This window comes from Actinoallomurus vinaceus, from assembly GCF_039542055.1.
Lineage (GTDB): Bacteria > Actinomycetota > Actinomycetes > Streptosporangiales > Streptosporangiaceae > Actinoallomurus > Actinoallomurus vinaceus.
Genome location: NZ_BAABHK010000012.1, coordinates 326,156 through 351,513, shown reverse-complemented (window position 1 = coordinate 351,513; position 25,358 = coordinate 326,156). Strand labels below are relative to the sequence as shown.

The window sequence follows — 25,358 nt, the reverse complement described above, 5'->3', positions numbered from 1 at the left end:
GCTAACGTGACCGGCAAGACCCCGGGGTGGAAGGCGGCGCTGAACGCGCTGTCGCTCTACTACGGCGACCGCATCACCCTCAACTAGAAGCGATCACCGGCCCGCCCACAAAGATCCGGACAGTCCCTGGCGCGGTCACGCGCGTGCCTTGCGATCACTTATGAAACGTCGCCTGGCTTGTTGGTCGTCCCTGAAGCGGTGGGCGGCTGCTCGTTGGGCATTGGCCGGCAGTGGTCGTATTGGTGGAGCGTGGTGGCCCAGCTGGCGAGCAGGCGGAGTTTGTCTTCGGAGTCGCTGCCGGGTTCGGTGCCGTAGACCACCAGGGTGAGGTCGTCGGCGGACAGGTCCATGGATTCGTAGGTGAGATCGAGGTCACCGACGACGGGGTGGTGGAAGGGTTTGGCGCCGATGTGGTGCTGGCGAACGTCGTGGCGGGCCCAGCGGACGCGGAAGTCGTCGCTGCGGGTGGACAGCTCGCCGATGAGGTCGGTGAGGTCTTTGTCGTAGGGGTCCCGGCCGGCTTGGGCGTGCAGGAGGGCGACCGTGTCGTCGGCGGCGCGTTCCCAGTCCCCCCAGAACAGGTGCGATCTGCGGTCGAGGAAGATGAACCGGGAGTGGTTAGGGGTGGCGCTGCGGGCCGCGTCGAACATGGGGGCGTACAGGGCTCGGCCGAGGGCGTTGGTGGCCAGAATGTCGCCGCGGCCGTTCATGACGAACGCAGGCGCGTCGGTCATGGCGTCCAGCATCCGCTGCACCGTGGGCCGTACCTGCTGTGGGGTGGAGCGGCGCCGGCGGCGCGGTCCGGATCCGGCGGTACGGGCCAGGTCCTCCAGGTGGGTGCGCTCTTCGTCGTTCAGCCGCAGGGCGCGGGCCAGGGCGTCCAGAACGCTGTCGGAGACTCCGGCCAGGTCACCGCGTTCCAGACGGGAGTAGTACTCGACGCTGACGCCGGCCAGCTGGGCGACCTCGGAGCGGCGCAGGCCGGGAACCCGGCGGGTGCCGTAGGAGGGCAGCCCGGCCTGCCGCGGGCTGATCTTGGCCCGGCGGGAGGTCAGGAACTCACGGATCTCGGTGCGGTGGTCCACCCTCCTCAGGCTAGGCGGCCGCCCACCTGCCAGGGGTGCCCTGCCAGTACACCCTTCAGCAGTGCCTTCTTTCTGCCCTGGCCAGCGGTTTTGATGGGTAGCGGCCACCTCGCCCGGCCCTGTGTGTGCTCGGCGAGCGGGCCTTGATCAAAGGAGCAATCTTCATGCGTGTCCACGCCTACGCCGCACCGGCCGCCACCGAGCCGCTGGCGCCCACGATGATCGAACGGCGTGACGTCGGCCCCAACGACGTTCTCATCGAGATCAAGTACGCCGGCATCTGCCACTCCGACATCCACACCGTGAACGGCGACTGGGGCCCCCAGCCCTATCCGTTGGTCCCCGGCCACGAGATCGTCGGCGTTGTCGCCGAGGTCGGCGCCGCCGTCACTCGACACCAGGTGGGCGACCGCGTCGGGGTCGGCTGCATGGTCAACTCCTGCGGCCAGTGCACCAACTGCCGCAACGGCGACGAGCAGTACTGCCTCAACGGGATGGTGCCGACCTACGCAGGCGTCGACCGGGACGGCACCACCACGCAGGGCGGCTACTCCACGCACGTCGTCGTCGACGCCGACTTCGTCCTCTCGGTGCCCGAGGGCATCGACCTGGCGGCCGCGGCGCCGCTGCTGTGCGCCGGCATCACGACCTACTCACCGCTGCGCCATTGGGAGGCCGGCCCGGGCAAGAAGGTCGCCGTCGTCGGCCTCGGCGGACTCGGGCACATGGCCGTCAAGATCGCCCACGCCATGGGCGCCGAGGTCACCGTGCTCTCCCAATCCTTGAAGAAGCAGGAGGACGGCCTGCGGCTCGGGGCCGACCACTATCACGCCACCAGCGACCCTGACACGTTCGATCAGCTCGCCGGCCGGTTCGACCTGATCGTCAACACCGTCAGCGCCCGCATCGACGTCGACGCCTACCTCGGCCTGCTCGCCGTCGACGGCACCTTGGTCAACGTCGGTGCCCCCGGCGAGCCGCTGAGCATCAACGTCTTCTCCCTCCTGAGCGCCCGGCGCTCCTTCGCCGGGTCGATGATCGGCGGCATCGCCGAGACGCAGGAGATGCTGGACTTCTGCGCCGACCACCACATCGGCGCCGACATCGAGCTGATCTCAGCGGACCAGATCAACGAGGCCTACGAGCGTGTCCTGGCCTCCGACGTCCGCTACCGGTTCGTCATCGACACCGCCACCCTCGGCTGACGCGCAGGCAGCGGTCCTCCGTACCGTGGCGAACACCTCCGGTGTCGCGAATCCGCACGCCGTCGCCAACCCCAGCAGCCGGCCGCCGCAGTGGGTCAACCGGGCCCGCCGCCGTCACGCGGCTGCGGAACGGCCGGCCCTGTTCGCCACCGCTGGGGTGGCGAACAGGGCCGGATTCAGCTTTGCCCGGTCGGGAGTGGCGGCTCGGATTCGAGGCGTTCGGCCTCTTCGTCGCTGAACAGGCGCGAGCGGATCAGGAAGCGCACGCCGTCCGGTGCCTCCAGGGAGAAGCCGCCGCCGCGTCCCGGGACCACGTCCACCGTCAGGTGTGTGTGCTTCCAGTACTCGTACTGCGCGGCGCTCATCCAGAACGGTGTCCCGTGGTCGACATGGCCGAGCAGCACGTCGGCGGCGCCGACCAGGAACTCCCCACGCGGGTAGCACATCGGGGAGCTGCCGTCGCAGCAGCCGCCCGATTGGTGGAACATGACCGGGCCGTGCCGCTCGATGAGGCCTGCCAGAGTCCCGGCCGCGGCCGGGCTGAGCCGGACGCGCTCCACCCGTGCGCTCTCCATCAGAAGAAGCCCAGGCGCTTAGGCGAGTAGCTGACCAGCAGGTTCTTGGTCTGCTGGTAGTGGTCGAGCATCGCGCGGTGGTTCTCGCGGCCGATGCCCGACTGCTTGTAGCCGCCGAACGCGGCGTGCGCCGGGTAGGCGTGGTAGCAGTTGGTCCAGACCCGGCCCGCCTTGATGCCTCTGCCCAGCCGGTACGCGGCCGAGCCGTCCCGGGTCCAGACACCCGCGCCAAGCCCGTACAGCGTCTCGTTGGCGATCTTCAGGGCTTCGTCCGGGGAGTCGAAGGTGGTCACCGACACCACCGGGCCGAAGATCTCCTCCTGGAAGATCCGCATGTCGTTCGTGCCCGTGAAGATCGTCGGCTCGATGTAGTAGCCGCCCTCCAGGCCCGGCACGGTACGGGTGCCGCCGCCGGTCAGCACCTGCGCGCCCTCCTTTCGGCCGATGTCCAGATAGGAGAGGATCTTCTCGTACTGGTCGCTGGACGCCTGTGCACCGATCATGGTGGCCGGGTCCAGCGGATTCCCGCCGACGATCGCCTCGGTGCGGGCCACGCAGCGTGCGATGAACTCGTCGTAGATCGAGGCGTCGATCAGCGCCCGCGACGGGCAGGTGCACACCTCGCCCTGGTTGAGCGCGAACATCACGAAGCCCTCGACGGCCTTGTCCAGGAAGTCGTCGTCGGCCGCCATGACGTCGGCCAGGAAGATGTTGGGGCTCTTGCCGCCCAGTTCCAGCGTCACCGGGATGATGTTCTGCGCGGCGTACTGCATGATCAACCGCCCGGTGGTCGTCTCCCCGGTGAAGGCGATCTTGGCGATCCGAGGGTTGGCGGCCAGCGGCTTGCCCGCCTCTACGCCGAACCCGTTCACCACGTTCACCACACCCGGCGGCAGCAGATCGGCGATCAGCTCGATCAGCAACATGATGCTGGCCGGGGTCTGCTCGGCCGGCTTGATGACCACGCAGTTCCCGGCGGCCAGCGCCGGGGCCAGCTTCCAGATGGCCATCAGCAGCGGGAAGTTCCACGGGATGATCTGCCCGACCACCCCGAGCGGCTCGTGGAAGTGGTAGGCGACGGTGTCGTCGTCGAGCTGGCTGATCGTGCCCTCCTGGGCGCGGATCACCCCGGCGAAGTACCGGAAGTGGTCGACGGCCAGGGGCAGATCGGCGGCCAGCGTCTCCCGGATGGGCTTGCCGTTCTCCCACGACTCGGCGACGGCCAGCCGCTCCAGGTTCTCCTCGATTCGGTCGGCGACGCGGCCCAGCAGCACGGACCGCTCCGCCACCGAGGTCGCGCCCCACCTGTCGGCGGCGGCGTGCGCGGCGTCCAGCGCCAACTCGATGTCGGCGGCGCGCGAACGCGCGACCCGGGTGAAGACCTGACCGTCCACCGGGGACGGGTCGTCGAAGTACTCCCCTTCGACCGGCGGCACGAACTCACCGCCGATGAAGTTGTCGTAGTGGTCGGCGTAGGAGACGACGCTGCCTTCGGTGCCCGGCTTGGCGAAAACCATGGGGTGCCCTCCTCGCTCCCAGACGGGTGGGTGATGCGATGTGATGGAGGACACGATGCGCCGCGAGGGTTGTCGGAAGGTTGCCGCCGAACGCCCCGGGTGCGCCGCCCATCGCCGGCGCCGGGTCTCTCGGCGAGCGTCAGTCCTCGCGCAGGACGTTCTCGATCCGCGCCGCGAGGATGCCGCGGCGGCCGTCGGAAGGAGCGAGCAGCCGGTGCGCGTGCTCGTGGACCTCCAGGTCGAACGGATACCGCTCGCCGAGGCGGAGAGCGTGTTCGGGGACGGGAGAGGCCAGGACCGCCTTGCGCACGGCGACCTCCAGGTACTCGCGCCAGCGCACGATGCCGGGGGCCTCCGACCCGGGCAGCAGCGGACCGGTGTAGCGGCGCACGGCCGTCGCGGTGTCACCGCGGGCCAAGGCGTCCAGGACGGCCGTGGCGTCGCAGGCGATCGGCTCGGTGAGCATGTAGTGGCGCTGGGTCAGCGCCCCGCCGAGCGCACTCCGAAGATGGGAGACCTGCACCTTCAGCGACGTCATCGTCACCGGCCGGTCCCCGTACAACGCCTCGCGAAGCCGCTCAGGGCTGAAGCCGTCCGGATCCAGCGCCAGCAGTGCCAGGACCTCCATCTGCCGGGGCCGCAGTGGCAGCGGCACCGCGTCCCGCCGCGCCCGGCCACGGCCCAGGCATTCGAGTACGACGCCGGCTGTCGCCCCGCCCGGCGGCATGGCCGGCAATCGGCGCTCGATGTCCGCCGCCAACGTTCGCACGGCCGGCATCACCATCGGGTGCGAGCGGTCCCAGGTGCTGGACAGATCCAGGACACCGAGCAACCGGCCGTCCGGGCCGCGCAGCGGCGTCGCGTAGCAGACCCAGCCGTGCAGCGCCTCGACCAGGTGTTCTGCCGAGAACACCGTGGCGGGACGCCTGTCGCGCAGCGCGAGCGCGGGGGCGCTCGTGCCCATCGTGTTCTCGTCCCACCGGCCGCCGGGGGCGAAATTGACCCGCTCGGCCCGGTGCCGCATGGTTCTGCCCCCGGAGGTCCACAGAATCGTCCCGGAGGCATCGGTGACGGCGGCGATGAAACCCGCCTCCTCGGCGATGGAGCGCAGCTCAGCGGCCATCTCACCGACCGGCCCGGCCAGCGGGGACGAACGCCACCGCTCCCCCACGTCCTCGCCCCCGGGAGCGCTGTCGCGGTGCGGATCGACCACGACCCGCGACCGGTCCCAGGACGCCGCGATCTCGGCCCGCAGCGCCGGGCCCGGCACGGGCACCTGAGATTCCCGCCCTGCCACCAGACGCGACCACTCTCGCTCCAGACGCGTCCTCCGGGTCCGCAGAACGCCCTCTCCCGCCATCCGGTTCCTCCCGGCAACAGCTCCCGGAAATCCTCAATTCCGGCATCACACGAGACGGCGTCCGACCTACAGGAACCGGTCTCGGCCGACCGTTCGACAGTCTCACCCGACGGCTCGCTTGGCCACCCTGCCGTCGGCCCGCGTTCGCCACGGCCGGCACCCCTGTTCCCAGGCTGCCCGGCGTGCTCCCACGAGTCGTTGGGCAGCCGCTCAGCTCCTCCAGCGCAGGCCGACAGGTACGGGATCAGTCGCCGAGGCGTTCGAGGATGCGATCCATGCCGCTGTTCCAGTTGACCTTCAGGGCGACCACCGCGCCGTCGATGTCGCCGGCCTGGAGGCACTCGGCGATCCGTTCGTGCTCCTCGGCCGAGCGCTCCAGCACCTGCTGGTCACCGATGATGACGCGCTCGTACCGGCGCATGGTGAGCTTGAGCGAGGTGATCAGGTCCATCAGGCGCTCGTTGGGGCAGCCGGACAGGAGCTGGTCGTGCCAGGCGTCGTCGTAGCGTTCGAGCACGGCGTACTCCGCCCTCGGTGCCGAGAACGCCCGCGCCTCCTCGAGCAGGCGCGGCGCGATGGAGGTGAGGTACTCCGGCTCGGACAGCTCCAGCGCCAGCGACTCCATGCTGGCCACGATCGTGGTCAGGTCGCGGAACTCCTGCGCGCTCATCGGCGCGAACCGGAATCCCCGGCCGCGCTCGCTGACGATGATGCCCTCGCGTTCCAGGCCGATCAGCGCCTCCCGCAGGGGCGTGCGGCTCACCCCCAGATCGGTCGCCAGGACGGTCTCGTTGATCGGCTGGTCGGGGTCGAACTCACCCCGGCCCAGCCGATCGAGGATCTCGTCCTTGATCTGTTCGCGCAACGGACGGCGCTCGATCGGCATCTGGCTATCATCCCTTCTCCGGTGGCCGGCGATCAGGTCTTCAGGCGGTGCCGGCTCCGTCGACGGCGATGACCGCGCCGCTGACGAACGATGCGGCGTCGCTCGCCAGGAAGGCCACGGTCCGTGCGATGTCCCCGGGCGTGCCGATCCTGCCGAGCGGACGGTCGGCGGCCTCCTCGTAGAAGGCCTCCAGCGATCCGCCGAGCTGCCGCGCCTCCTCGACGAGCATGCCGGTGGCCGTGTCGCCCGGGCAGACGCAGTTGACCCGGATGTTGTCGGGCCCGTGGTCGATCGCCATCGCACGCGACATGTTCACGACCGCGCCTTTGGACGCGCAGTACGATACGGCGTCCGCGCCGCCCTTGATGCCCCAACCGGACCCGGTGTTGATGATGCTTCCGCCACCGGCGGCCCGCATCAGCGGTATCGCCCGCCGGCTCAACAGCATGATCGACTTGACGTTGACGGCCATCACCCGGTCCCAGTCGTCCTCGGTGATCCCGCACACGGTGGACCGCCGGATGATCCCGGCGTTGTTGAACAGCACGTCAACGCCGCCGAAGGCGTCCCTGGCGGTCGCGATGACGCGCTCACAGTCGGCGGCGTCGGACACGTCGCAGCGGACGAACACCGCACGGCCACCGGCGGCGATGACGGTCTGCTCGGCCTCCGCCCCGCCGGCCTCGTCCACGTCGGCCAGCACGACGGCGGCGCCGAGTTCGGCCAGCAGTTCGGCCGTCGCCCGGCCGATGCCGGAGGCGGCGCCGGTCACGACGGCCCGCTTGCCCGCAAGAGAGATCATTCTTCAGGTCCTTCCTCAACAGATGGGGTACACGGCGGTGCGCCCATGCCCCGTCAGCACGGGCCGGTGGCCCGTGAGTTCGCGGTCCAGGTCCTCGTCGCCGGTGTCGACGAGCAGGGGCCGCCCGCCCAGGGCGGCGAGCTTGGCCTCGGTCGCCACGACCAGCAGGCGGTCCGTGCCGACGGCGCGCAGCACGGCCGGGGAGATCTGCTGGTTGCCCCGGCCGAGCAGGAAGCCCTGCCCGCCGATCGGCGTCACGGCCACCCACGCGGGCGTCTCCCGGACGATCTCCTCCAGTCTCGCCGCCGAGACGTCCGCGGCGGCGAGCCGCCCGTCCCGGTCCAGCACGTTCACCCCCATGACGGGAACGTCGGCGCCCAGCGCGGCGGCGACGGCGCGCATCGTGCCGCCCGGGCCGAGGACGAGCGGCTCGCCGGGGCCGAGCCGCCGGCGCAGTTCGGCGGCGATCCCGCCGACGGACGCCGGCGCGGTGACCGAGCCGCCCAGCTTGCGCTGCTGGATCCGGACCGGGACGTCCGGCACCCGCAGGTGGCCGTACAGCCGGGCCGAGACGCGTCCCTCGCGCACCGCGTCCTCGTCGAGGTCCATCACCTCGGCGTCGCGGATCGCCGTGCCGCCGGTCGCCATCAGCGCGGCCGCCTCCCCGGCGGCGCGCGGGCTGACGCCGAACACCGCCGAGTGCATCTTCACGCCGGTCGGCACGCCGAGCACCGGCACCGCCGGGCCGACCGCGTCCAGGACGTCGCGGGCGGTGCCGTCGCCGCCCGCGAACAGCAGGAGGTCCACCTCGGCGGCCAGAACGGCGGCCGCCGCCTTGGTGTCGGCCGGCGTGGTGGGGGCGCCCGGCTCGTACGCGACCTCGGCCCGCAGCCCGGCCGCGGTCACCGCGTCGGCGCCCATCGCACCCGCGGCGGTCCGTACGGTCAGGCCGGCGCCGAGCCGCGAGCGCAGTTCGGCCAGCGCGCGTGCGGCGCGCTCGCCCGCCCGCGGCTCCGCGCCGAGCGCGCGGGCCCGCCGCTGCACGTCCGCGCCGTCGCTGCCTTTCAGCCCGACCCGGCCGCCGAGACCGGCGACCGGGTTGACGACGAGCCCGAACCTCATTGGCCCAGGATCTTCCGCCGGTAGGCGCGCCAGGTGACCGCCCAGGTCTCCGGGTCCTCCAGCGTGTCCTGCCGGATACGGTGCACGGTCGAGCGGTGCGGGGCGGTCCGCACGGTCTCCGGCTCCTCGTACGCCTCGCGCGCGACCTCGGCCAGGATCGCGGCGTACTCGTCCAGGTCCGCCCTGGAATAGGACTCGGTGGGTTCGAGCGTCATCGGCTCCGGCACCACGAACGGGTGGTGGCTGGTCCAGTAGTGCGTGCCGAAGTCGGCGGCTCGGTAGCCGATGTCCTCGGTGTGCACGCCGGTCTCCTCGGCCAGCGTCGCCCAGCTGTAGCGGACCTGCTCGATCCGCCGCCGGCCCTCCGCGTACGGGGCGGACGCGCCGCGGATCTCCAGGACCTTCTTCATCAGGTAGTTGTTGTTCAGCACGGCGACCTCGGCGGCCTCCCGCAGGCCCTCCGCGCCGAGCGACATGATCCACGCGTAGGCGCGGACGAGGTTCGGCACCACGCCGTAGAACGGCCGGATCTTGCCGACCGACTCGGGCCGGTCGTCGTCGAGGTGGTAGCGGGTGCCGTCGAACTCCACGGTCGGCTTCGGCAGGAACGGCGCCAGCGCCTCGGTCACGCCGCAGGCGCCCGCCGCCGGCCCGCCGCAGGCGTGCGGCGTCGAGAACGTCTTGTGCAGGTTGAAATGGCACAGGTCGAAGCCGGCGTCGCGGGCCCGGGTGATGCCGAGGATGCCGTTGGCGTTGGCCTGGTCGTAGGCGCACAGGCCGCCCGCGTCGTGGACGATCCTGACGAACTCCTCGATCCGCGGATTGAAGATCCCGGTGTCCTCCGGGTTGGTGATCAGCAGGGCCGCCGTGCGGGGGCCGACGGCGGCCTTCAGCGCCTCGATGTCGGGGTAGCCGTCGGCGTCCGGGTACAGCGTGATCACCTTGAACCCGGCCGTCTTGGCGCAGGCGGCGTTGGACGGATGCGAGAAGATGGTGGTGATCACCTCGTCCCGCTGCTCCAGCTCGCCGCGCGCCGCGAAGTACGCCCGGATCATCGCCACGTTCGCGTAGATCGCCGCCGAGCCGGCGCCCGGCTGCAGCGAGACCCGGTCCATGCCGGAGATCTCCCGCAGCATTCGCTCCAGCCGGTAGATGATCTCCAGGACGCCCTGCACGGTCCGCTCGTCCTGCAGCGGGTGCAGTTCGGCGAGCTTCGGGTCGCGGACGAACCGGTCGTTGACCTTCGGGCTGTACTTCATCGTGCACGTGCCCTGGCCGACGTCGATGTTCAGGTCGACGCCGAGGTTCTCCTGTGACAGCCGCAGGTAGTGCCGGAGGACATGCAGTTGGGACAGCTCCGGCAGGGCGGGCGGGGTCGTACGGCGCAGCCCCTCGGGCAGGCTGTCGTCGAGCGGCACCCCGGGCTCGGGCACCAGCACGCCCCGCTCGCCGGGGCTGCTCAGCTCGAACAGCAGCGGCTCGTCCCAGCGGGCCTGGTGGAAGCGGCGCAGCCGCGGCTTCGGCCCGATCTTCGCGTCGGCGGGCGTGACGGTGGCGCGGTCGGTGTTCACTTGGCGATCTCCTGCAGGGCGGTGGCCAGGCGGTCGATGTCGTCCTTGCCGTGGACCTCGGTGACGCAGTACAGGGCGTCGGCCGGCGACAGGACACGGCCGCCGAAGATGCCGCGTTCCAGCAGCGCGTCACCCACCTCGGCCGCCGTCCGCGCGCCGGTGAAGCGGACGGTGAAGTCGGCGAAGTGCGGCGCGTCGGCGTACGGCACCTCGACGCCGGGCACCTCGGCCAGCCGGCGGATCGCGTACCTCGTGTTGGCCATGATCGTCTGGCCGATCTCGCGCATTCCCTGCGGGCCCATCAGCGCGAGGTACACCCCGGCGGTGATGCCGTTGAGCGCGGCGGCGGTGCCCACCCACTCCTTGCCCTCCTCGCGGACCGCGAAGGAGGTCCGCTCGTAGGCCACGTCGCCGAAGCCGTACTCGCCCTCGACGGCGGTGGGCGCCAGGCCGAACAGCCGCGAGGGGAACTCGGCGACGAACCGTTCCTCGTCGTGCGTGGCGATGAACCCGCCGTTCAGGCCGCCGTAGGCCAGGTGCAGCCCGAGTGGCTGGATGTCGCCGCAGGCGATGTCCGCGCCGTACGCGGCGGGCGGCGCGACGACACCGAGGGAAATCGGGTTGCATCCGACGACGTACAGCGCGCCGGCCTCGTGCGCCAGACCGGCCAGCTCCGGCAGCGCCGGGTCGACGATGCCGAGGTAGGAGGGCGCCTCGGCGTAAACGGCCGCGACGTCGCCGGCCGCCAGCTCGGCGCGCACGGCATCCAGGTCCGCCCGGCCACCGGCGCCGCCGGGGACGACGACCAGGTCGTGGACGGGACGCACGTAGTCGTCGACCTTCGACAGCTTGTCCGGGTCGAGGGCGGTGACGAGCAGCAGGCGGCGGCGCCCGGTGATCCGGCCGGCCATGCGCAGCGCGGTCGCGGACGCCTGGAAGCCGTCGTAGGCCGGCACGTTGACGACGTCCATCTCCAGCAGCTCGCCCATCAGCGACTGGTACTCCCACAGCGCCTGGAAACGGCCGTGGTCCTCGTACGGCTCGCCCGCGTAGGCGGTGAGGAACTCGCTGCGGTTGATCACCTCGTCGACCACCGCCGGCACGTGGTGCCGGTAACAGCCGGCGCCGAGGAAGCTCAACGCGTCCTCGGTGCCGGTGTTGCGGGCGAGCAGGGCGCCGACGTGCCGGACCAGCTCCGCCTCCGAACGCAGCGCGGCAGGCAGGTCCAAGGGGCGGCGCAGCCGGATGCTCTCGGGCACATCGGCGTAGAACTCCTCGGTGCTCGCCGCCCCGACGGCCGCGAGCATCTGCTCTTTGATCGCGGGCACGGAGTTGGGGATGTACGGATGAACGCTCACAGGCGCCCTCGCTTTCGGATTTCTCGTCGCACCCTCTTGACGAAAGCACATGATGCAGTGTGCTGTATACAGCATTCTTCATACCAGTCCTGGGAGGCAAGATGGCGACGAGCCTGAAACGGCGGTCGGTGCTGACCGCCGGGTTCGCCGGCGTGATGTCGGCACTGCTCACGGTGAGCGGCTGCGCCACTGGTGGGACGGCCCGCGAGGCGGGTCCCGCGCTGAAGTCGGGCCCGGCCGCCGCGCTCAAGGGCGAGGTCACCGTGTGGTCGTGGGACGTCGCCGCCAAGGCGCTCAAGCGGCTCGCGCCCGCCTTCGAGCAGCGTCACCCCGGCGTCAAGGTCAAGGTCGTCGACATCGGCTACGACAACGCCTACGACAAGATCACCGTCGGCATGCGGTCCGGGCAGGGCCTGCCGGACGTGCTCACCATCGAGGGCAGCAAGCTGCCGAGCTACATCGGCAACTTCCCGCGCGGGCTGTACGACCTGACGTCCCTCGCGAACCGTTACAAGCCCAGCTTCGCGCCCGCGACCTGGACCAACGTCACCGACGAGCGGGGCCGGGTGTTCGCGCTGCCGTGGGACAGCGGCCCCTGCGCGCTGTACTACCGTACCGACCTGTTCCAGCAGGCCGGCGTCGACCCGGCCTCCATCCGGACCTGGGACGACTACGTCCGCGCCGGCGAGCAGATCAAGGCGAAGACCGGCAAGAAGCTGCTCGTGATGGACCCGGCCGAGGACAGCACCTTCCCGATCCTGCTCCAGCAGCAGGGCCAGCGGTATTTCAAGGACGGCAAGGTCGCCGTGGCCGACCAGCAGGCCGTACGCGCCGCGACGCTGCTGAAGACCCTCGCCGACAAGGGCCTGGTCGACTTCGAGAAGGGCTGGGACGGCCTGGTCGCGGCCACCAAGACCGGCAAGGTCGCCACCACCCCGTACGCCGTCTGGTGGTCCGGCACGCTCACCGACGAGATGAAGGAGCTCAAGGGGAGGTTCGGCGTCGTACCGCTGCCCGCCTTCGAACCCGGCGGCGTGCGCACGTCCAACGACGGCGGCTCGGCCCTCGCGGTCGGCGGCCAGACCAAGAACCCCCAGGCGGCGTGGGCGTTCATCGAGTTCGCGCTGGCCGACGGCGCCAACCAGGTGTCCATGCTGAAGAACGAGGGACTCTTCCCGGCCTTCCTGCCCGCGCTGAACGACCCGTACGTCAGCGGGCCGCAGGACTACTACGGCGGCCGTCCGGTCTTCAAGACGTTCGCCGACCTGGCGAAGAGCGTGCCGCCGGTGGAGTACACCAAGGACGGGTCGAAGGCGGCCGACATCGTCAACGGCACGATCTCCGGCATCGTGCTGCACCGCGACGATCCGCAGAAGGCGCTGAAGTCGGCGGCCCAGCAGATCGCCGCCGCGACCGGCCGTCCCGTGGCGTGACGCCGTGACCGTCGACGTGACACGAGAGGCCGTGCGCGCGCCTGCCCCGGCCGGGCCGCGGCCCGGCCGGGGCGGAGGGCGACGCGGCCTGCCACGCCTCACTCCGTGGATCTTCGCCGGGCCGGCCACCGCGCTGTTCGTCCTGTTCTTCGCCTATCCGCTGCTGGCGAGCGTCTACCAGAGCTTCACCGCCGACCGCGACGGCGCGCAGACCTGGGTCGGGCTCGCCCAGTACCGGCGGATGCTGCACGACCCGGTGTTCTGGGCGTCGCTGCGCAACACCGGGCTGATCCTCATCGTGCAGGTGCCCGTCATGATCGGCCTGGCGCTGCTGCTGGCGTACGGGCTGAACCGGTCGTGGCTGCGGTTCCGGTCGACCTGGCGCATCGCCTACTTCCTGCCTGCCGTCACCATGCTGGTGGCCTACTCGGTGGTGTTCCGGGTGCTGCTGAAGACCGACGGCGGCATGGTGAACCAGACGCTGCACGCCGTCGGCCTGCCCGAGGTGGACTGGCTGAACAGCCCCGGCTGGGCGCGGCTGGCCCTGATCGGCTCGATCACCTGGCGGTGGACCGGCTACAACGCGATCATCCTCCTGGCCGGGCTGCAGGGCATCGGCCGCGAGCAGTACGAGGCGGCGGCCATCGACGGCGCGGGCGCGTTCACCACGTTCACCCGCGTGATCATCCCGCAGCTGCGGCCGGTGATCCTGTTCTGCTCGGTCACCTCGACCATCGGCACCCTGCAGCTCTTCGACGAGAACTACGTGCTGACCAAGGGCGGGCCGGGCAACGCCACGATGACGCCCGTCCTCTACCTGTACAAGGTCGGCTTCGAGCAGCTCGACTTCGGCTACGCGGCCGCCATCGCCTGGGTCGTCGTCCTGCTGATCGGGCTGATCTCGTTCGTCCAGTTCCGCTTCCTCGGAAAGGACCGGTCGCGCCGGTGACCACCACGACCCGAACCCTGCGCCCGCGCCTGCTGGGCCGCGTGGCCGGCTACCTGTTCCTCGCCGCCGGCGCGGTGGTCAGCATCGTCCCGTTCTACTGGATGGTGGTGGCCTCCACCCGCGACAACGCCGAGCTGTTCCGCTCGCCGCCGCCGTTCCTGCCGGGCGGGCGGCTGCTGCACAACCTCGTATCGCTGCAGCACTCGATCGGCTTCACCCGCGTGATGGCCAACAGCCTGGGCATCGCGGTCGTCTACACCGTGCTCAGCTCGCTGATCTCCGCGATGTGCGGGTACGGCCTGGCGAAGTACCGGTTCCGCGGCCGGGGGCTGCTGCTCGGTCTGGTGCTGGCGACCATGATGATCCCGTTCCAGGTGCTGCTCGTACCGCTGTTCCAGATGATGTCGAACCTCGGCTGGATCGACACCTACCAGGCGGTCATCATCCCGTTCCTGGCCAACTCGTTCGGCATCTTCCTGATGCGCCAGGCGTTCCTGGACTTCCCCGACGAGCTGATCGAGTCGGCCCGCATGGACGGCGCCGGCGACCTGCGGATCTTCTACCGGATCGTGCTGCCGGTGGTGCGCCCGCAGCTCGGCGCCCTGGCCATCTTCACCTTCATGAGCCAGTGGAACGCGTTCCTGTGGCCGCTGCTCATGCTCAACACCGAGGACAAGTACACGGCGCCGGTCGCGCTGTACACCCTCGTCGGGCAGAGCCACGTCGACTACTCCGGGCTGATCCTCGGCTCGTTCCTGGCGACGCTGCCGCTGATGCTCGTCTTCTTCGTGTTCCAGAAGCAGTTCGTGTCCGGGCTGCTCGGAGGGGCGGTCAAGGGATGACGCGGACCAACGACCGCCTGACCCGGATCCCGGGCCTGCTGTACGGCGGCGACTACAACCCCGAGCAGTGGCCGGAGGAGGTGTGGGAGCAGGACGTCCGGCTGATGAGGGAGGCCGGCGTCAACCTCGTCACCGTCGGGGTGTTCTCCTGGGCCCGGCTGCAGCCCGGCCTCGGCACCTGGGACTTCGGCTGGTTCGACCGGCTGCTCGACCTGCTCGCCGGGCATGACATCGGCGTCGACCTGGCCACCGCGACCGCGTCGCCGCCCGCCTGGCTGGTCCGCGCGCACCCGGAGATCCTGCCGGTCACCGCCGAGGGCGTTCGCCTGGAGTTCGGCTCGAGGCAGCACTACTGCCCGTCCTCCCCGGCCTACCGGCGGGCCGCGGTACGGCTCGTGCGGGCGATCGCCGAGCGATACCACGACCACCCGGCGCTCGCGCTGTGGCACGTCCACAACGAGTACGGCGACCACGTGACCGAGTGCTTCTGCCCGGTCTCGGCCGCCGACTTCCGGCGCTGGCTGCGCGAGCGGTACGCCGGCCTGGCGGCGCTGAACGCCGCGTGGGGCACCGACTTCTGGTCCCAGCGGTACGGCACGTGGGAGGAGATCGAGCCGCCGCGCGCCGCGCCCGGCCCGGTCAACCCCACCCAGGTCCTGGACTGGCGGCGGTTCTGCTCCGACGCGCTGCTCGCCTGCCACCGGGCGGAGAAGGCGGTGCTGGACGAGGTACGCGGCGACGTGCCGGTGACCACGAACTTCATGTCGATGTTCAAGGCGCTGGACTACTGGGCGTGGGCGGCACAGGAGGACCTGGTGTCCGACGACGCCTACCCCGACCCGGCCGACCCGGCGGCGCACGTCGGCGCGGCGCTCAACTACGACCTGATGCGCTCGCTGAAGGGCGGACGGCCGTGGCTGCTGATGGAGCAGGCCCCGTCGGCGGTGAGCTGGCGGCCGGTGAACGTCCCGAAGACCCCGGCGCTGCAACGCCTGTGGTCGCTGCAGACGGTGGCGCGCGGCGCCGACGGCGTCCTGCACTTCCAGTGGCGGGCGTCGCGGGCGGGCGCGGAGAAGTTCCACAGCGCGCTGCTGCCGCACCGGGGCGTCGCGTCGCCGCGCTGGGCCGGCACCGTACGGCTCGGCCGGGAGCTCTCCCGTCTCGGCGAGGTCGCGGGCACCCGCCTGACCGCCGACGTCGCCATCGTCCTGGACTGGGACTCCTGGTGGGCGCTGGAGCTCGACGAGCATCCCTCGGCCCGGCTGCGGCTGCGCGAGCTGGTCGCGTCATGGTACGCCCCGATCCATGCCCGCAACGTGACGGTCGGCTTCGTGCCGCCGGAAGCGCCGCTGGACGGCTACCGCGTCGTCCTGGCGCCCAACCTCTACCTGGTGACCGAGGAGACCGCGCGGTGGCTGACCGCCTACGTCGAGGACGGCGGGCGGCTGGTCTGCGGCTGCTTCAGCGGCGTGGCCGACGAGCACGACCACATCCACGACGGCGGCTGTCCCGGCCCGCTGCGCGACGTGCTCGGCGTCGCCGTCGAGGAGTTCTGGCCGATCGCCGACGGGGAGACGGCCGGGGTCGCGCTCGGCGACCGTGTCGTGCCGGCGACGTTGTGGAGCGAGTGGCTGACCGCGACGACGGCCGAGATCGTCGGGGCGTACGCCTCCGGCCCGCTCGCCGGTCGCCCGGCGGTCACCCGCAACGCGTACGGCTCGGGCCGCTCCTGGTACCTCGGCTGTCATCTCGGCGAGGACGTGGGCGCCGTGCTCGACGTCGTCTTCGCCGACGCGGGCGTGCGGCCCGTGCTGGAGGCGCCGGACGGCGTGGAGGTCACCCGCCGCGACGGCCCGCACGCCTCCTATCTCTTCCTGCTCAACCACGCCGGCACGGAGACGGAACTGCCCGTGCCCGACGGGATCGAGCTGCTGACCGGCACCGCCGTGCGGGGCACGCTCCGGCTGTCCCCGCTCGGGGCGGCGGTGCTCAAGACGGCCCGCTGACGGCCGCTCCTCCCCCCATGAAAGGTGATCATGCGTCGATCGCTGCATGCCCTGGCCGGGCTCTCGCTCGGCTCGGCCCTCGTCGTCACCGCCCTTCCCGCCGCGTACGCCGCGCCACCACCGGCCGGGTACGCCGACGTGCTCGACCTGCACGGCGTTCCCTCGAACGCCCTGCCCGCCGACGTCAACGACCTCAACGTGTTCGCCGACCAGGGAGCGTGGCACGCCTACGCGCTGCCGAAGGACCCCTCCACGTACGGCGCGTTCTCCGGGCCGATGTACATCGCCCAGGAGTACCCGTGGTGGCTGAGCAAGGCGTTCTCCCGCATCCGGCTACGGGAGAACGGCCGGGACATCGACCTGGCCGCCGCGAAGAAGCCGGTGCTGACCGCCCTGCCCGGCCTGCTGCGCCAGTCGTACGACCTGCCCGGGCTGCGCCTCACCCTGGAACTGCGGTTCGGCAGCGACCGCAGCGCACTCGTGCGGGCGTACCTGGAGAACACCGGCACCGCCGCCCGCACGCTGGAGATCGGCTGGACCGGCGCCCTGCTGCGGCCGGACGCCGAGCCGATGCGCAGCGCTCCGTCGTTGCGCGCCACCGGCCAGGGCGTCGCCGTCGACTTCGCCAAGGTCCGGCAGGTCTGGGACTACCTCACCGACGGCACCGAACGGTTCGAGGTCGTGCACGCCGAGCCGGTCCGCACCACGGTCACCGGCGACTCGTACGTCACCGAGCTGGCCCGTCCGCGCACCGTCGCGCCGCACCGCACCACCGCGCTGACCTGGACCGAGACCTACACCTTCACCGCCGCGGAACGGAACCGGGAGGCGGCGGTCGTGCGCGACCTGCTGCGCCGGCCGGAGCAGGCCATCGCCCGAGGGGACGCGCGCTGGCGCGGCTATGTGACGGCGGCGACCCGGGGCGTGCCCGCCGAGCGGCGCCGCGCCGTGGTCAAGTCGGTCGAGACGCTGATCACCAACTGGCGCGGCGCGGCCGGGATGCTCCGGCACGACGGCGTCACCCCGTCGATCACCTACAAGTGGTTCGCCGGCGGGCTCTGGGCCTGGGACACCTGGAAGCAGGCGGTCGGCACCGCCCGCTTCGCGCCGGCGCTCGCCGAGTCGCAGATCCGATCGATGTTCGACTACCAGGTCCGCCCCGACTCGCCGACCCGCCCGCAGGACGCCGGAATGATCCCCGACTGCCTGTTCTACAACGATCCGGCGCGCGGCGGCGGCAACTGGAACGAGCGCAACTCCAAGCCGCCGCTGGCCGCCTGGGCGGTCTGGGAGGTCTACCGGGCGAACGGCGACACCGCGTTCCTCAAGGAGATGTATCCGAAGTTGGTCGCCTACCACGACTGGTGGTACCGCGACCGGGACCACGACCACGACGGCCTGGCCGAGTACGGCGCCACCGTCGACCCGGCCAACGACAGCGCCGAGGAGCGGCGGCAGGCGGCGGCGTGGGAGAGCGGCATGGACAACGCCCCGCGCTTCGACGCCGCACTCGGCACGACCGTGGTGGAGAACCGCGACGCGAACGGCCGCCTGGTGGGCTACTCGCTCAACCAGGAGTCGGTCGACCTGAACTCCTACCTCGTCGCCGAGAAGCGCTACCTGGCGGCCATCGCGGCGCGGCTCGGGCACCGCGCGGACGCCGCTCGGTACACCGCGCAGGCGCGGACGCTGGCCGCGACCATCCGGGCCAGGATGTACGACCCGGCGACCGGCTTCTTCTACGACACCGACCTGGCGACCGGCCGGCGGCTCGTCGAGCGGGGCCGGGGCATCGAGGGCTCCGTCCCGCTGTGGGCCGGCGTCGCCGACGGCGCCGAGGCGGCGCGGGTCCGGGCCAGGCTCACCGATCCGGCCGAGTTCGCCACGAAGGTGCCGTTCCCGACGGTGGCCAAGAGCTCGCCGTACTTCGACGCGAAGGAGTACTGGCGCGGCCCGGTGTGGCTGGACCAGGCGTACTTCGCCCTGGCCGGCCTGCGCCGGTACGGCTACGGCACGGACGCCACGGCCGCGGCGAACCGGCTCTGGCAGTCGGCCGACGGCCTGCTCGGCGACCGCCCGATCATGGAGAACTACGACCCCCTGACCGGACAGCCGCTGAACTCCACCAACTTCAGCTGGTCCGCGGCGCTCCTGCCCGGGATCGCCTGAGGCCGGCGCCTCCGTCCCGGCGGCCCGGCCGCCGGGACGGAGGTCGGCGTCGATCGTTACGGAGCATGACAATCGTCGCGTAGTCCGCACGGCGCGCCGGAATCAAACGTGGCCGCTGCGCGCTGGAGTTCGTGTGAAGAAGCTTGGTTTCCTCTCCTTCGGGCACTGGGCGCCGAACCCGCAGTCGCGGACCCGGACCGCCAGTGACTTCCTGCACCAGTCCATCGACCTCGCGGTCGCGGCCGAGGAACTCGGCCTGGACGGGGCGTACTTCCGTGTGCATCACTTCGCCCGCCAGGCGGGCAGCCCGTTCCCGCTCCTCGCCGCGATCGGCGCGCGTACCTCGAGAATCGAGATCGGCACCGGCGTGATCGACATGCGGTACGAGAACCCGATGTACATGGCAGAGGACGCCGGCGCGGCCGACCTCATCGCCGACGGCAGGCTGCAACTCGGCATCAGCCGCGGTTCCCCCGAACAGGTGATCGACGGATGGCGCTACTTCGGCTACGCCCCCGCCGAGGGCGAAACGGACGCCGACATGGCCCGCCGGCACGCCGAGACGTTCCTCACGGTGATCGAGGGCAAGGGCTTCGCGCGGCCGAACCCACGGCCGATGTTCCCCAACCCGCCGGGTCTGCTGCGGCTCGAACCGCACTCCGAGGGCCTGCGCGACCGTATCTGGTGGGGCTCCGGGTCGAACGCGACCAGCGTGTGGGCCGCGAAGCTCGGCATGAACCTGCAGAGTTCCACGCTCAAGGACGACGAGACCGGTGAGCCGCTGCACGTCCAGCAGCGCAAGCAGATCGAGGCGTTCCGCGAAGCGTGGGAGGAGGCCGGCCACCGGCGGGAACCGCGGGTATCGGTGAGCCGCAGCATCTTCGCCCTCACGACCGACCTGGACCGTGCCTACTTCGGAAACGACGACAACTCACAGGACCAGATCGGCATGATCGACGAGACGACCAGAGCGATCTTCGGACGATCGTACGCCGCCGAGCCGGACGTGCTGGTCAAGGAACTCGCCCAGGACGAGGCCATCCAAGCCGCGGACACCCTGCTGCTGACCATCCCGAGCCAGCTCGGTGTCGACTACAACGCCCACCTGCTGGAGAACATCCTCGAACACGTCGCACCGGACCTCGGATGGCGCTGAACGGCACCCGGCAGCAGGCGAGGACGACGTAGACGGCCGTGCCGGCTCCGACGCTGAGGATCGTGCGGCGGCCGAAGGCGAGGTGGACGCCTGCGGTGACGGCGACGGCCAGCAGCGCGTACGGCGTCGCGCGGTTCGGTGCCGATGGTGCCGTGCAGGGCGGTCACGGCGAGGATCGCGAGAATGCCCACCGGCATCCACGCCGACAGCCGCCGTACGATCGCCGAGCTCCGCAGCGCGCGCAGCACCGTGAACGGGACGGCGCGCAGGGCGAGGGTGATGGTGAAGACGATCGCGAGGACGGCGATGAGGTAGGAGGTGCTAGGCATCGGCGGTCTCCTGGGCGGATCGGCGGGCGGTGAGTGCGTGGCGGGCCAGGAGCAGGGCGACGAACGCCAGCAGCGCGGTGAAGATGGCGACGCCCGGAGTTAGGAGGAGAGCGGCGGTCACGCTCGCCCCGGCGAGCAGCACCGAGGGGATCTCTGAGAGCCAGGGTCGGCGTCGCCCACTACAGAGCGTGACATTGATGATGTAACCGTTACGCGTTACACCCCGAACCGCCTCAGACCGCGCCGACCGGCCCTGAACGATCCGTAACCCTCCGCATGCAACTCCGGCAGGCGCTGATACACTATTTGCGCTGCTCAGGCGATGGAAGCGGGGTTGACCCGGGAAAACGGTCGGTCTTCCCAGGGTTGGATCAAGGCCAAGACGGGAATCTTGTCTCGGTATCCAGCGTTCACGCTAGGAGAACGCAAGCCGTCTGGGAGGCACGTCACGATGGCCGAGCGCGCACTTCGCGGCACCCGCCTCGGAGCCACGAGCTACGAGAACGATCGAAACACCGACCTGGCCCCTCGTCAGGAGGTCATGTACGACTGCCCGAAGGGCCACCGGTTCACCGTCATCCTGGCCGCTGAGGCCGAGGTGCCGATGACCTGGGAGTGCCGGAGCTGCGGCGCCACCGCCCTGATGGTCAACGGTGAGATGCCCCAGTCCAAGAAGGGCAAACCGCCCCGCACGCACTGGGACATGCTTATGGAGCGCCGCACGATCGAAGACCTTGAGGAGGTCCTGGCCGAGCGATTGGCCGTCCTGCGCGCGCAGCGCAGAAGGACCGCGTAACCGAACACCGAACGCACACGAGCCGTGCCGTACGCCCCTCGGCGGCACGGCTCGCGCGTGTTCTCAGCGCCGCTCACCCTGACGGTCGTCCTCGATGACCTCGCCGCGCACCACCCGCGGCCCCGGCTCCGGCTCCGGCTCGGTCGTCCCGGGCCCGTACATCCCGCTCAGGTCCCCGAACCGCAGGCCGCCCCGGCGCCGTGCCGCCGACACCCGCCGCCCGATGTACCACGACAGCAGGCGGCGCACGAGGGGCCGGGTGAACGGCAGGACGAACAGGAATCCAAAAAAGTCCGTCACGAAGCCGGGCGTCAGCAGCAGCGCACCGCCGACGAGCACGAGCCCCGCGTCGGCGAGCTCCCGGTCGGGCATGCCGCCGTCCCCGAAGGTCTCCTTCAGCGCCCGCCACGCCCGCCGACCCTCATGCCGGATGATCCACGCCCCCAGCAGGCTCTCGGCCAGCAGCAGTGCGACCGTGGGCCAGCCGCCGATCAGCTCGCCCACCTGGATGATGACGTAGATCTCCAGGACGGGCAGCAACAGGAACGCGAGGAACAGCACCGCAGGGAGCATGTCTCCATTGTGGCGCGCCGAATGCGGGGTTGACCGATGCGGCCGGGGGACGAGTTCGCCGCGCCGAGAGTTCCCGCTTCGCTCCGGGCGGACACGCCGCGACCGCGGCGGCACCGAACACCGAGGATGTGATCCTCACCGATACCGGCGCATCGCCGCTGACGGCCGGAGCCCGTCCGGACGGACACCGTATCCTGGCTTGGATACGAGCCCTGGGCGCGGTCCTGCTGCCGACGTTGCCCTCCGCCCAGGACCTGCCGCCCGAGACCGCCGACGCCGCCTCGTACATCACCGGGACGAAGAGCCTCGTCGTCGACGCCGGCTGGACCGTCATCGACGGCCGCTTCGACCCCGGTCGATAGCGATCTCACCCGGCGCGCGGGCGCACGGCGCCCGTCGCGCCGGGGAGACAGCGGTCGGTCCGGGCGCGGTGGGCACCCGTCGAGCGCCGGCGGCCGGTCCCGGCCACGCACACCTCCGTTCCGGCCGAGCATCCCCTTGGCCGGGCATGGCGCTTAGGATCTCGGCGAGGACGCCGGATCAGGAGGTGGTTCCCATCGCCGACGTGCCATCAGGCTCCGCCTCCACCCCGGAGCCCCGCATCGACGACACCGTGCCGCACTCGGCGCGCGTCTGGAACCTCCTCCTCGGCGGCAAGGACCACTACCCCGTCGACCGTGCGGCCGCCGAGGGGATCTGCGCCGTCTTCCCCGGCATGACCGACATCGCCCGCCACTCGCGGCACATGCTCGCCCGCGCCGTTCGTTACCTGACGAGCGAGGCGGGGATCCGCCAGTTCCTGGACATCGGGACCGGGCTGCCCACGGCCGACAACACCCACGAGGTCGCCCAGCGGGTGGCCCCGGAGTGCCGCGTCGTCTACGTCGACAACGATCCCCTCGTGCTGGTGCACGCCCGGGCGCTGCTCACGGGCAGCCCGGAGGGCGCCACCGACTACCTGGAGGCGGACGTCCGTGATCCCGACGTCATCCTGCGCGAGGCCGCCAGGACGCTGGACCTCACCCGGCCGGTCGGCCTCATGATGATGGGCATCCTCGGCCTGGTCCCCGATGACGAGGAGGCACGCTCGATCGTGCGCCGGCTGGTGGCGGCGCTGCCGGCCGGAAGCCACCTTGCGCTGTACGACGGGACCGACACCGATCCGGCGTACGTCGAGGCGATCCGCGCTTATAACGCCGGCAGCGGCGCGGCCCCGTACACACCTCGGAGCCTGGAGCAGATCACCGGGTTCTTCGACGGCCTGGAGCTGCTGGAGCCCGGTGTGGTGTCCGTGCCCCGGTGGCGCCCGGAGCCGCACCCGTGGGGCGAGCCGCCCGAGGTGGCCTGCGCGGGCGGTGTCGGGCGCAAGGGCTGAGGCCTGCTGGGCCGTGCCGGAAGGCGGCCCGCCCCGGACCTCGTTCAGCGAGCTCCGAAGGAGTCCGCTCAACGTGGCGTGGCCCGGCGGACGCCAGTTGGCGGTGATTTGAACACGGCGGCGGCGTAGTGGCCCAGGCCCCGGGTACCGCTTTCTATCGAGAGAAAACAGCAGGTCAACGGGGGGTTAACAATGCTGAGGCTCATGCGCCGCGCCGGGATCACGTCCGACATGATGTACATGGCCGGCTTCGGATCGATCATCGCGTCTGTCGCCAGCTGGGCGATGTCGATGCGGGCCGAGAAGGCCGGCATGGACCGGGCGGACCGGTGGGGGATCTTCGTCGGTGAGTGGGCGCCGACCTTCTTCGCGCTCGGCGTCGCCCTGCGGATGGAGGAGGAGTACGGCGACGAGACGCCGAGTGAGCGGGCCGAGCGGATGAAGCACCGCGTCCGGGAGGCGATGCCGGTCGGCTGAGCCCCGCACGTACCGGAGAAGGTCACCGGAGCCTCGGTTGGCCGAACCGCCCCGGCTCATCCGGCCCATGACGGCCCTCCTGCGGCGGTCCCTGCCGCCCGACGAGGACACCTACGGGTGGGAGCTGAAGTGGGACGGCGTCCGAGCGGTCGCCTACGTCCAGGAGGGGAGCCTGCGGCTGATGTCCCGCAACGACAAGGACATCACCCGCTCCTACCCCGAACTGGCCGGCCTGGCCCGGATGCCGCCCGCCGCCGCGATCCTCGACGGCGAGATCGTCGCGCTGCGCGACGGCCGCCCGAGCTTCGCGACGCTCCAGCTGCGGATGCACGTCCAGCACCCCGGCGACCGGCTCGTACGGTCCGTGCCGGTCCAGTACTACGTGTTCGACCTTCTCCACCTCGACGGGGAGTCGCTGCTGCCGCTCCCCTACGCAGAGCGGCGGGACCGCCTGGACGCGCTCGGCCTCGATACGGAGCCCGTGCGCGTGCCGCCCTGGTGGCGTGGCGACGGTGAGGCCGTCTTCGCCGTGGGCCTGGCCCAGGGCCTGGAGGGCGTCGTCGGCAAGCCGCTGCGGTCCCGCTATCACCCCGGGCGGCGCGGTCCCTGGATCAAGGTGAAGAACGTCCGCCACCAGGAGGTCGTGATCGCTGGGTGGCTGCCCGGGGCGGGTCGCCGCGCCGACCTGATCGGATCCCTCTCACTGGGCGTCTACGACGAGAACCGCCTGCGGTACGCGGGGAACGTGGGCACCGGCTTCACCGAGTCGGACCTGCGGGACATGGCCGCGCGGCTGGCGCCCCTGGCCCGTGACGGCGACCCCTTCGACCCGCCGGCGCCCCGCGACGTCGCCCGGCGCGCGCACTGGGTGCGGCCCGAACTGGTGGGCGAGGTCGCGTTCGGCGAATGGACCCCGGACGGCGTCCTGCGCCACCCCAGCTGGCGGGGGCTGCGCCCGGACAAGAAGCCCCGCGAGGTCCACCGGGAAGATCCCGGTTGACGCTCTTCTCCCGGTGTTTCGACCGGCGTGCGGGAACGCTCCGGGAGGCCGCTCTCCCGGTGTGCGGGGATTCCGCTATCCCGGCGTTTCGCCGGGTGCGCTCGAAGATACGAGGCGATGCCCGTCTCCCGATGTTCTACCGGCGTGTCCGTTTGCGGGATCATGGTGGCGGAAGCAGAGTTACTCCGGCGTCCCGGCCGGTCCGATCCGGCGTCCCGCGCGGCCGCCGCTCGTCCCCCTCACCTTTGGAGTGTCCTCGTGCGCAAGCATGTGCTCGTTCTCGTCGCCGTGGCCGGGCTGGGCCTGGCGGGTTGCGGCAGCGGATCCGCGCATCATGACAAGGCCGCCGGATCCGCCAAGACCGGCGCCACGGCCGGCGGCGCGGCCGCGGGCGTTCCGCTGCCCAGCGCCTCCCCCAAGGGCGACAGCGACGCCCCGACGTGCACGACCGTCTCCTATCGGGTCACCGGCGGGGGCGTCGAGGTCACCGCGCAGGTGGGCAAGACCCCCATCACCCTCAACTTCGAGGCCGACGACGCCGACGACAACCCCGTGACCGGTGACCCGAGCTCCTCGGGCGTCACCTACGCCTTCAAGGGCGGCGACACCCGGCACACCCTGCTGATCAAGGGAGTGCGCTCGTTGAACCACGTGTCCGTCATCGGCCTGGGCACCGACCAGAACGACTCCTGCCGCGCCTACGCGCGGTAGCGCCCCCGTCCGGGCGGCCCGACAGGGTCGGCCCGGTCCCCCGGCTCGATACGCTCCACAG

25 protein-coding genes are annotated in these 25,358 nt (G+C 71.1%); 13 read left to right on the top strand and 12 right to left on the bottom strand.

Annotation, left to right across the window (positions count from 1 at the left end; genetic code table 11):
- Positions 1 to 158 precede the first annotated feature (158 nt).
- Positions 159 to 1,085 (bottom strand): helix-turn-helix transcriptional regulator, encoded by a 927-nt coding sequence (locus ABEA24_RS36180; RefSeq protein WP_345436875.1) that lies wholly within the window; start codon positions 1,083 to 1,085, stop codon positions 159 to 161.
- Positions 1,086 to 1,249: 164 nt separating this feature from the next.
- Between ABEA24_RS36180 and ABEA24_RS36175 the strand changes: the two genes are divergently transcribed.
- Positions 1,250 to 2,290 carry an NAD(P)-dependent alcohol dehydrogenase gene (locus tag ABEA24_RS36175; RefSeq protein ID WP_345436873.1) on the top strand — a complete coding sequence of 347 codons (1,041 nt, stop codon included), beginning with the start codon at positions 1,250 to 1,252 and terminating at the stop codon, positions 2,288 to 2,290.
- Between the two features lie 176 nt (positions 2,291 to 2,466).
- On the opposite strand, the gene ABEA24_RS36170 is transcribed toward ABEA24_RS36175, so the two are convergent.
- The 8 genes from ABEA24_RS36170 to gcvPA all read right to left on the bottom strand — a co-directional run bounded on the left by ABEA24_RS36170 (position 2,467) and on the right by gcvPA (position 11,481).
- A complete protein-coding gene (locus ABEA24_RS36170; protein WP_345436871.1) occupies positions 2,467 to 2,865 on the bottom strand; it encodes a DUF779 domain-containing protein in 399 nt (132 codons plus the stop codon).
- Positions 2,865 to 4,382 carry an aldehyde dehydrogenase gene (gene adh / locus ABEA24_RS36165; RefSeq protein ID WP_345436869.1) on the bottom strand — a complete coding sequence of 506 codons (1,518 nt, stop codon included), beginning with the start codon at positions 4,380 to 4,382 and terminating at the stop codon, positions 2,865 to 2,867. Before adh ends, ABEA24_RS36170 begins: the two co-directional genes overlap by 1 nt.
- A 139-nt stretch (positions 4,383 to 4,521) precedes the next feature.
- The gene (locus tag ABEA24_RS36160) at positions 4,522 to 5,658 is read right to left on the bottom strand and encodes a transcriptional regulator (RefSeq protein WP_345436867.1); all 1,137 of its coding nucleotides are present in this window, start codon (positions 5,656 to 5,658) and stop codon (positions 4,522 to 4,524) included.
- A gap of 328 nt (positions 5,659 to 5,986) precedes the next feature.
- A complete protein-coding gene (locus tag ABEA24_RS36155; protein WP_345436865.1) occupies positions 5,987 to 6,628 on the bottom strand; it encodes a GntR family transcriptional regulator in 642 nt (213 codons plus the stop codon).
- A gap of 40 nt (positions 6,629 to 6,668) precedes the next feature.
- The gene (locus ABEA24_RS36150) at positions 6,669 to 7,430 is read right to left on the bottom strand and encodes an SDR family NAD(P)-dependent oxidoreductase (protein ID WP_345436863.1); all 762 of its coding nucleotides are present in this window, start codon (positions 7,428 to 7,430) and stop codon (positions 6,669 to 6,671) included.
- Positions 7,431 to 7,445: 15 nt separating this feature from the next.
- Entirely contained in the window at positions 7,446 to 8,552 is a 1,107-nt protein-coding gene (locus ABEA24_RS36145) for an ATP-NAD kinase family protein (RefSeq protein ID WP_345436861.1), read from the bottom strand.
- On the bottom strand, positions 8,549 to 10,123 hold the full coding sequence (gene gcvPB, locus ABEA24_RS36140) for an aminomethyl-transferring glycine dehydrogenase subunit GcvPB (protein ID WP_345436859.1): 1,575 nt from the start codon (positions 10,121 to 10,123) through the stop codon (positions 8,549 to 8,551). The genes ABEA24_RS36145 and gcvPB overlap by 4 nt, the downstream gene beginning before the upstream one ends.
- Positions 10,120 to 11,481: an aminomethyl-transferring glycine dehydrogenase subunit GcvPA gene (gene gcvPA, locus ABEA24_RS36135; protein WP_345436857.1), complete on the bottom strand. Its 1,362-nt coding sequence runs from the start codon at positions 11,479 to 11,481 to the stop codon at positions 10,120 to 10,122. Before gcvPA ends, gcvPB begins: the two co-directional genes overlap by 4 nt.
- 101 nt (positions 11,482 to 11,582) lie before the next feature.
- On the opposite strand from gcvPA, the gene ABEA24_RS36130 reads away from it, so the two are divergent.
- The 6 genes from ABEA24_RS36130 (at position 11,583) to ABEA24_RS36105 (ending at position 20,036) form a co-directional block, all read left to right on the top strand.
- Positions 11,583 to 12,914, top strand: coding sequence for an ABC transporter substrate-binding protein (locus tag ABEA24_RS36130; protein WP_345436855.1), 1,332 nt, complete (start codon positions 11,583 to 11,585; stop codon positions 12,912 to 12,914).
- 4 nt (positions 12,915 to 12,918) lie between these two features.
- Entirely contained in the window at positions 12,919 to 13,863 is a 945-nt protein-coding gene (locus tag ABEA24_RS36125) for a carbohydrate ABC transporter permease (protein ID WP_345436853.1), read from the top strand.
- Positions 13,860 to 14,705, top strand: coding sequence for a carbohydrate ABC transporter permease (locus tag ABEA24_RS36120; protein ID WP_345436850.1), 846 nt, complete (start codon positions 13,860 to 13,862; stop codon positions 14,703 to 14,705). The genes ABEA24_RS36125 and ABEA24_RS36120 overlap by 4 nt, the downstream gene beginning before the upstream one ends.
- The gene (locus ABEA24_RS36115; RefSeq protein ID WP_345436848.1) at positions 14,702 to 16,711 is read left to right on the top strand and encodes a beta-galactosidase; all 2,010 of its coding nucleotides are present in this window, start codon (positions 14,702 to 14,704) and stop codon (positions 16,709 to 16,711) included. The genes ABEA24_RS36120 and ABEA24_RS36115 overlap by 4 nt, the downstream gene beginning before the upstream one ends.
- A 30-nt stretch (positions 16,712 to 16,741) precedes the next feature.
- Entirely contained in the window at positions 16,742 to 18,880 is a 2,139-nt protein-coding gene (locus ABEA24_RS36110) for an MGH1-like glycoside hydrolase domain-containing protein (protein ID WP_345436846.1), read from the top strand.
- A 133-nt stretch (positions 18,881 to 19,013) separates the two neighbouring features.
- Entirely contained in the window at positions 19,014 to 20,036 is a 1,023-nt protein-coding gene (locus ABEA24_RS36105) for an LLM class flavin-dependent oxidoreductase (RefSeq protein ID WP_345436844.1), read from the top strand.
- On the opposite strand, the gene ABEA24_RS36100 is transcribed toward ABEA24_RS36105, so the two are convergent.
- Together ABEA24_RS36100 and ABEA24_RS36095 are read right to left on the bottom strand one after the other, a co-directional pair.
- Positions 19,973 to 20,365 carry a hypothetical protein gene (locus tag ABEA24_RS36100; protein WP_345436842.1) on the bottom strand — a complete coding sequence of 131 codons (393 nt, stop codon included), beginning with the start codon at positions 20,363 to 20,365 and terminating at the stop codon, positions 19,973 to 19,975. The genes ABEA24_RS36105 and ABEA24_RS36100 overlap by 64 nt on opposite strands.
- Positions 20,358 to 20,507 carry a hypothetical protein gene (locus ABEA24_RS36095; RefSeq protein ID WP_345436839.1) on the bottom strand — a complete coding sequence of 50 codons (150 nt, stop codon included), beginning with the start codon at positions 20,505 to 20,507 and terminating at the stop codon, positions 20,358 to 20,360. Before ABEA24_RS36095 ends, ABEA24_RS36100 begins: the two co-directional genes overlap by 8 nt.
- 309 nt (positions 20,508 to 20,816) lie before the next feature.
- Between ABEA24_RS36095 and ABEA24_RS36090 the strand changes: the two genes are divergently transcribed.
- The gene (locus ABEA24_RS36090) at positions 20,817 to 21,161 is read left to right on the top strand and encodes an RNA polymerase-binding protein RbpA (RefSeq protein WP_252783493.1); all 345 of its coding nucleotides are present in this window, start codon (positions 20,817 to 20,819) and stop codon (positions 21,159 to 21,161) included.
- Between the two features lie 63 nt (positions 21,162 to 21,224).
- On the opposite strand, the gene ABEA24_RS36085 is transcribed toward ABEA24_RS36090, so the two are convergent.
- Complete coding sequence (locus ABEA24_RS36085) at positions 21,225 to 21,734, bottom strand: FxsA family protein (protein ID WP_345436837.1); 510 nt, start codon at positions 21,732 to 21,734, stop codon at positions 21,225 to 21,227.
- Between the two features lie 128 nt (positions 21,735 to 21,862).
- Between ABEA24_RS36085 and ABEA24_RS36080 the strand changes: the two genes are divergently transcribed.
- The 5 genes from ABEA24_RS36080 (at position 21,863) to ABEA24_RS36060 (ending at position 25,297) form a co-directional block, all read left to right on the top strand.
- A complete protein-coding gene (locus ABEA24_RS36080; RefSeq protein ID WP_345436835.1) occupies positions 21,863 to 22,096 on the top strand; it encodes a hypothetical protein in 234 nt (77 codons plus the stop codon).
- Between the two features lie 203 nt (positions 22,097 to 22,299).
- Complete coding sequence (locus tag ABEA24_RS36075) at positions 22,300 to 23,109, top strand: SAM-dependent methyltransferase (RefSeq protein WP_345436833.1); 810 nt, start codon at positions 22,300 to 22,302, stop codon at positions 23,107 to 23,109.
- Between the two features lie 192 nt (positions 23,110 to 23,301).
- Positions 23,302 to 23,586 carry a hypothetical protein gene (locus ABEA24_RS36070; protein WP_345436831.1) on the top strand — a complete coding sequence of 95 codons (285 nt, stop codon included), beginning with the start codon at positions 23,302 to 23,304 and terminating at the stop codon, positions 23,584 to 23,586.
- 67 nt (positions 23,587 to 23,653) lie between these two features.
- Positions 23,654 to 24,586 (top strand): non-homologous end-joining DNA ligase, encoded by a 933-nt coding sequence (ligD, locus tag ABEA24_RS36065; protein ID WP_345436829.1) that lies wholly within the window; start codon positions 23,654 to 23,656, stop codon positions 24,584 to 24,586.
- Between the two features lie 258 nt (positions 24,587 to 24,844).
- Positions 24,845 to 25,297 carry a hypothetical protein gene (locus tag ABEA24_RS36060; RefSeq protein WP_345436827.1) on the top strand — a complete coding sequence of 151 codons (453 nt, stop codon included), beginning with the start codon at positions 24,845 to 24,847 and terminating at the stop codon, positions 25,295 to 25,297.
- Positions 25,298 to 25,358 lie beyond the last annotated feature (61 nt).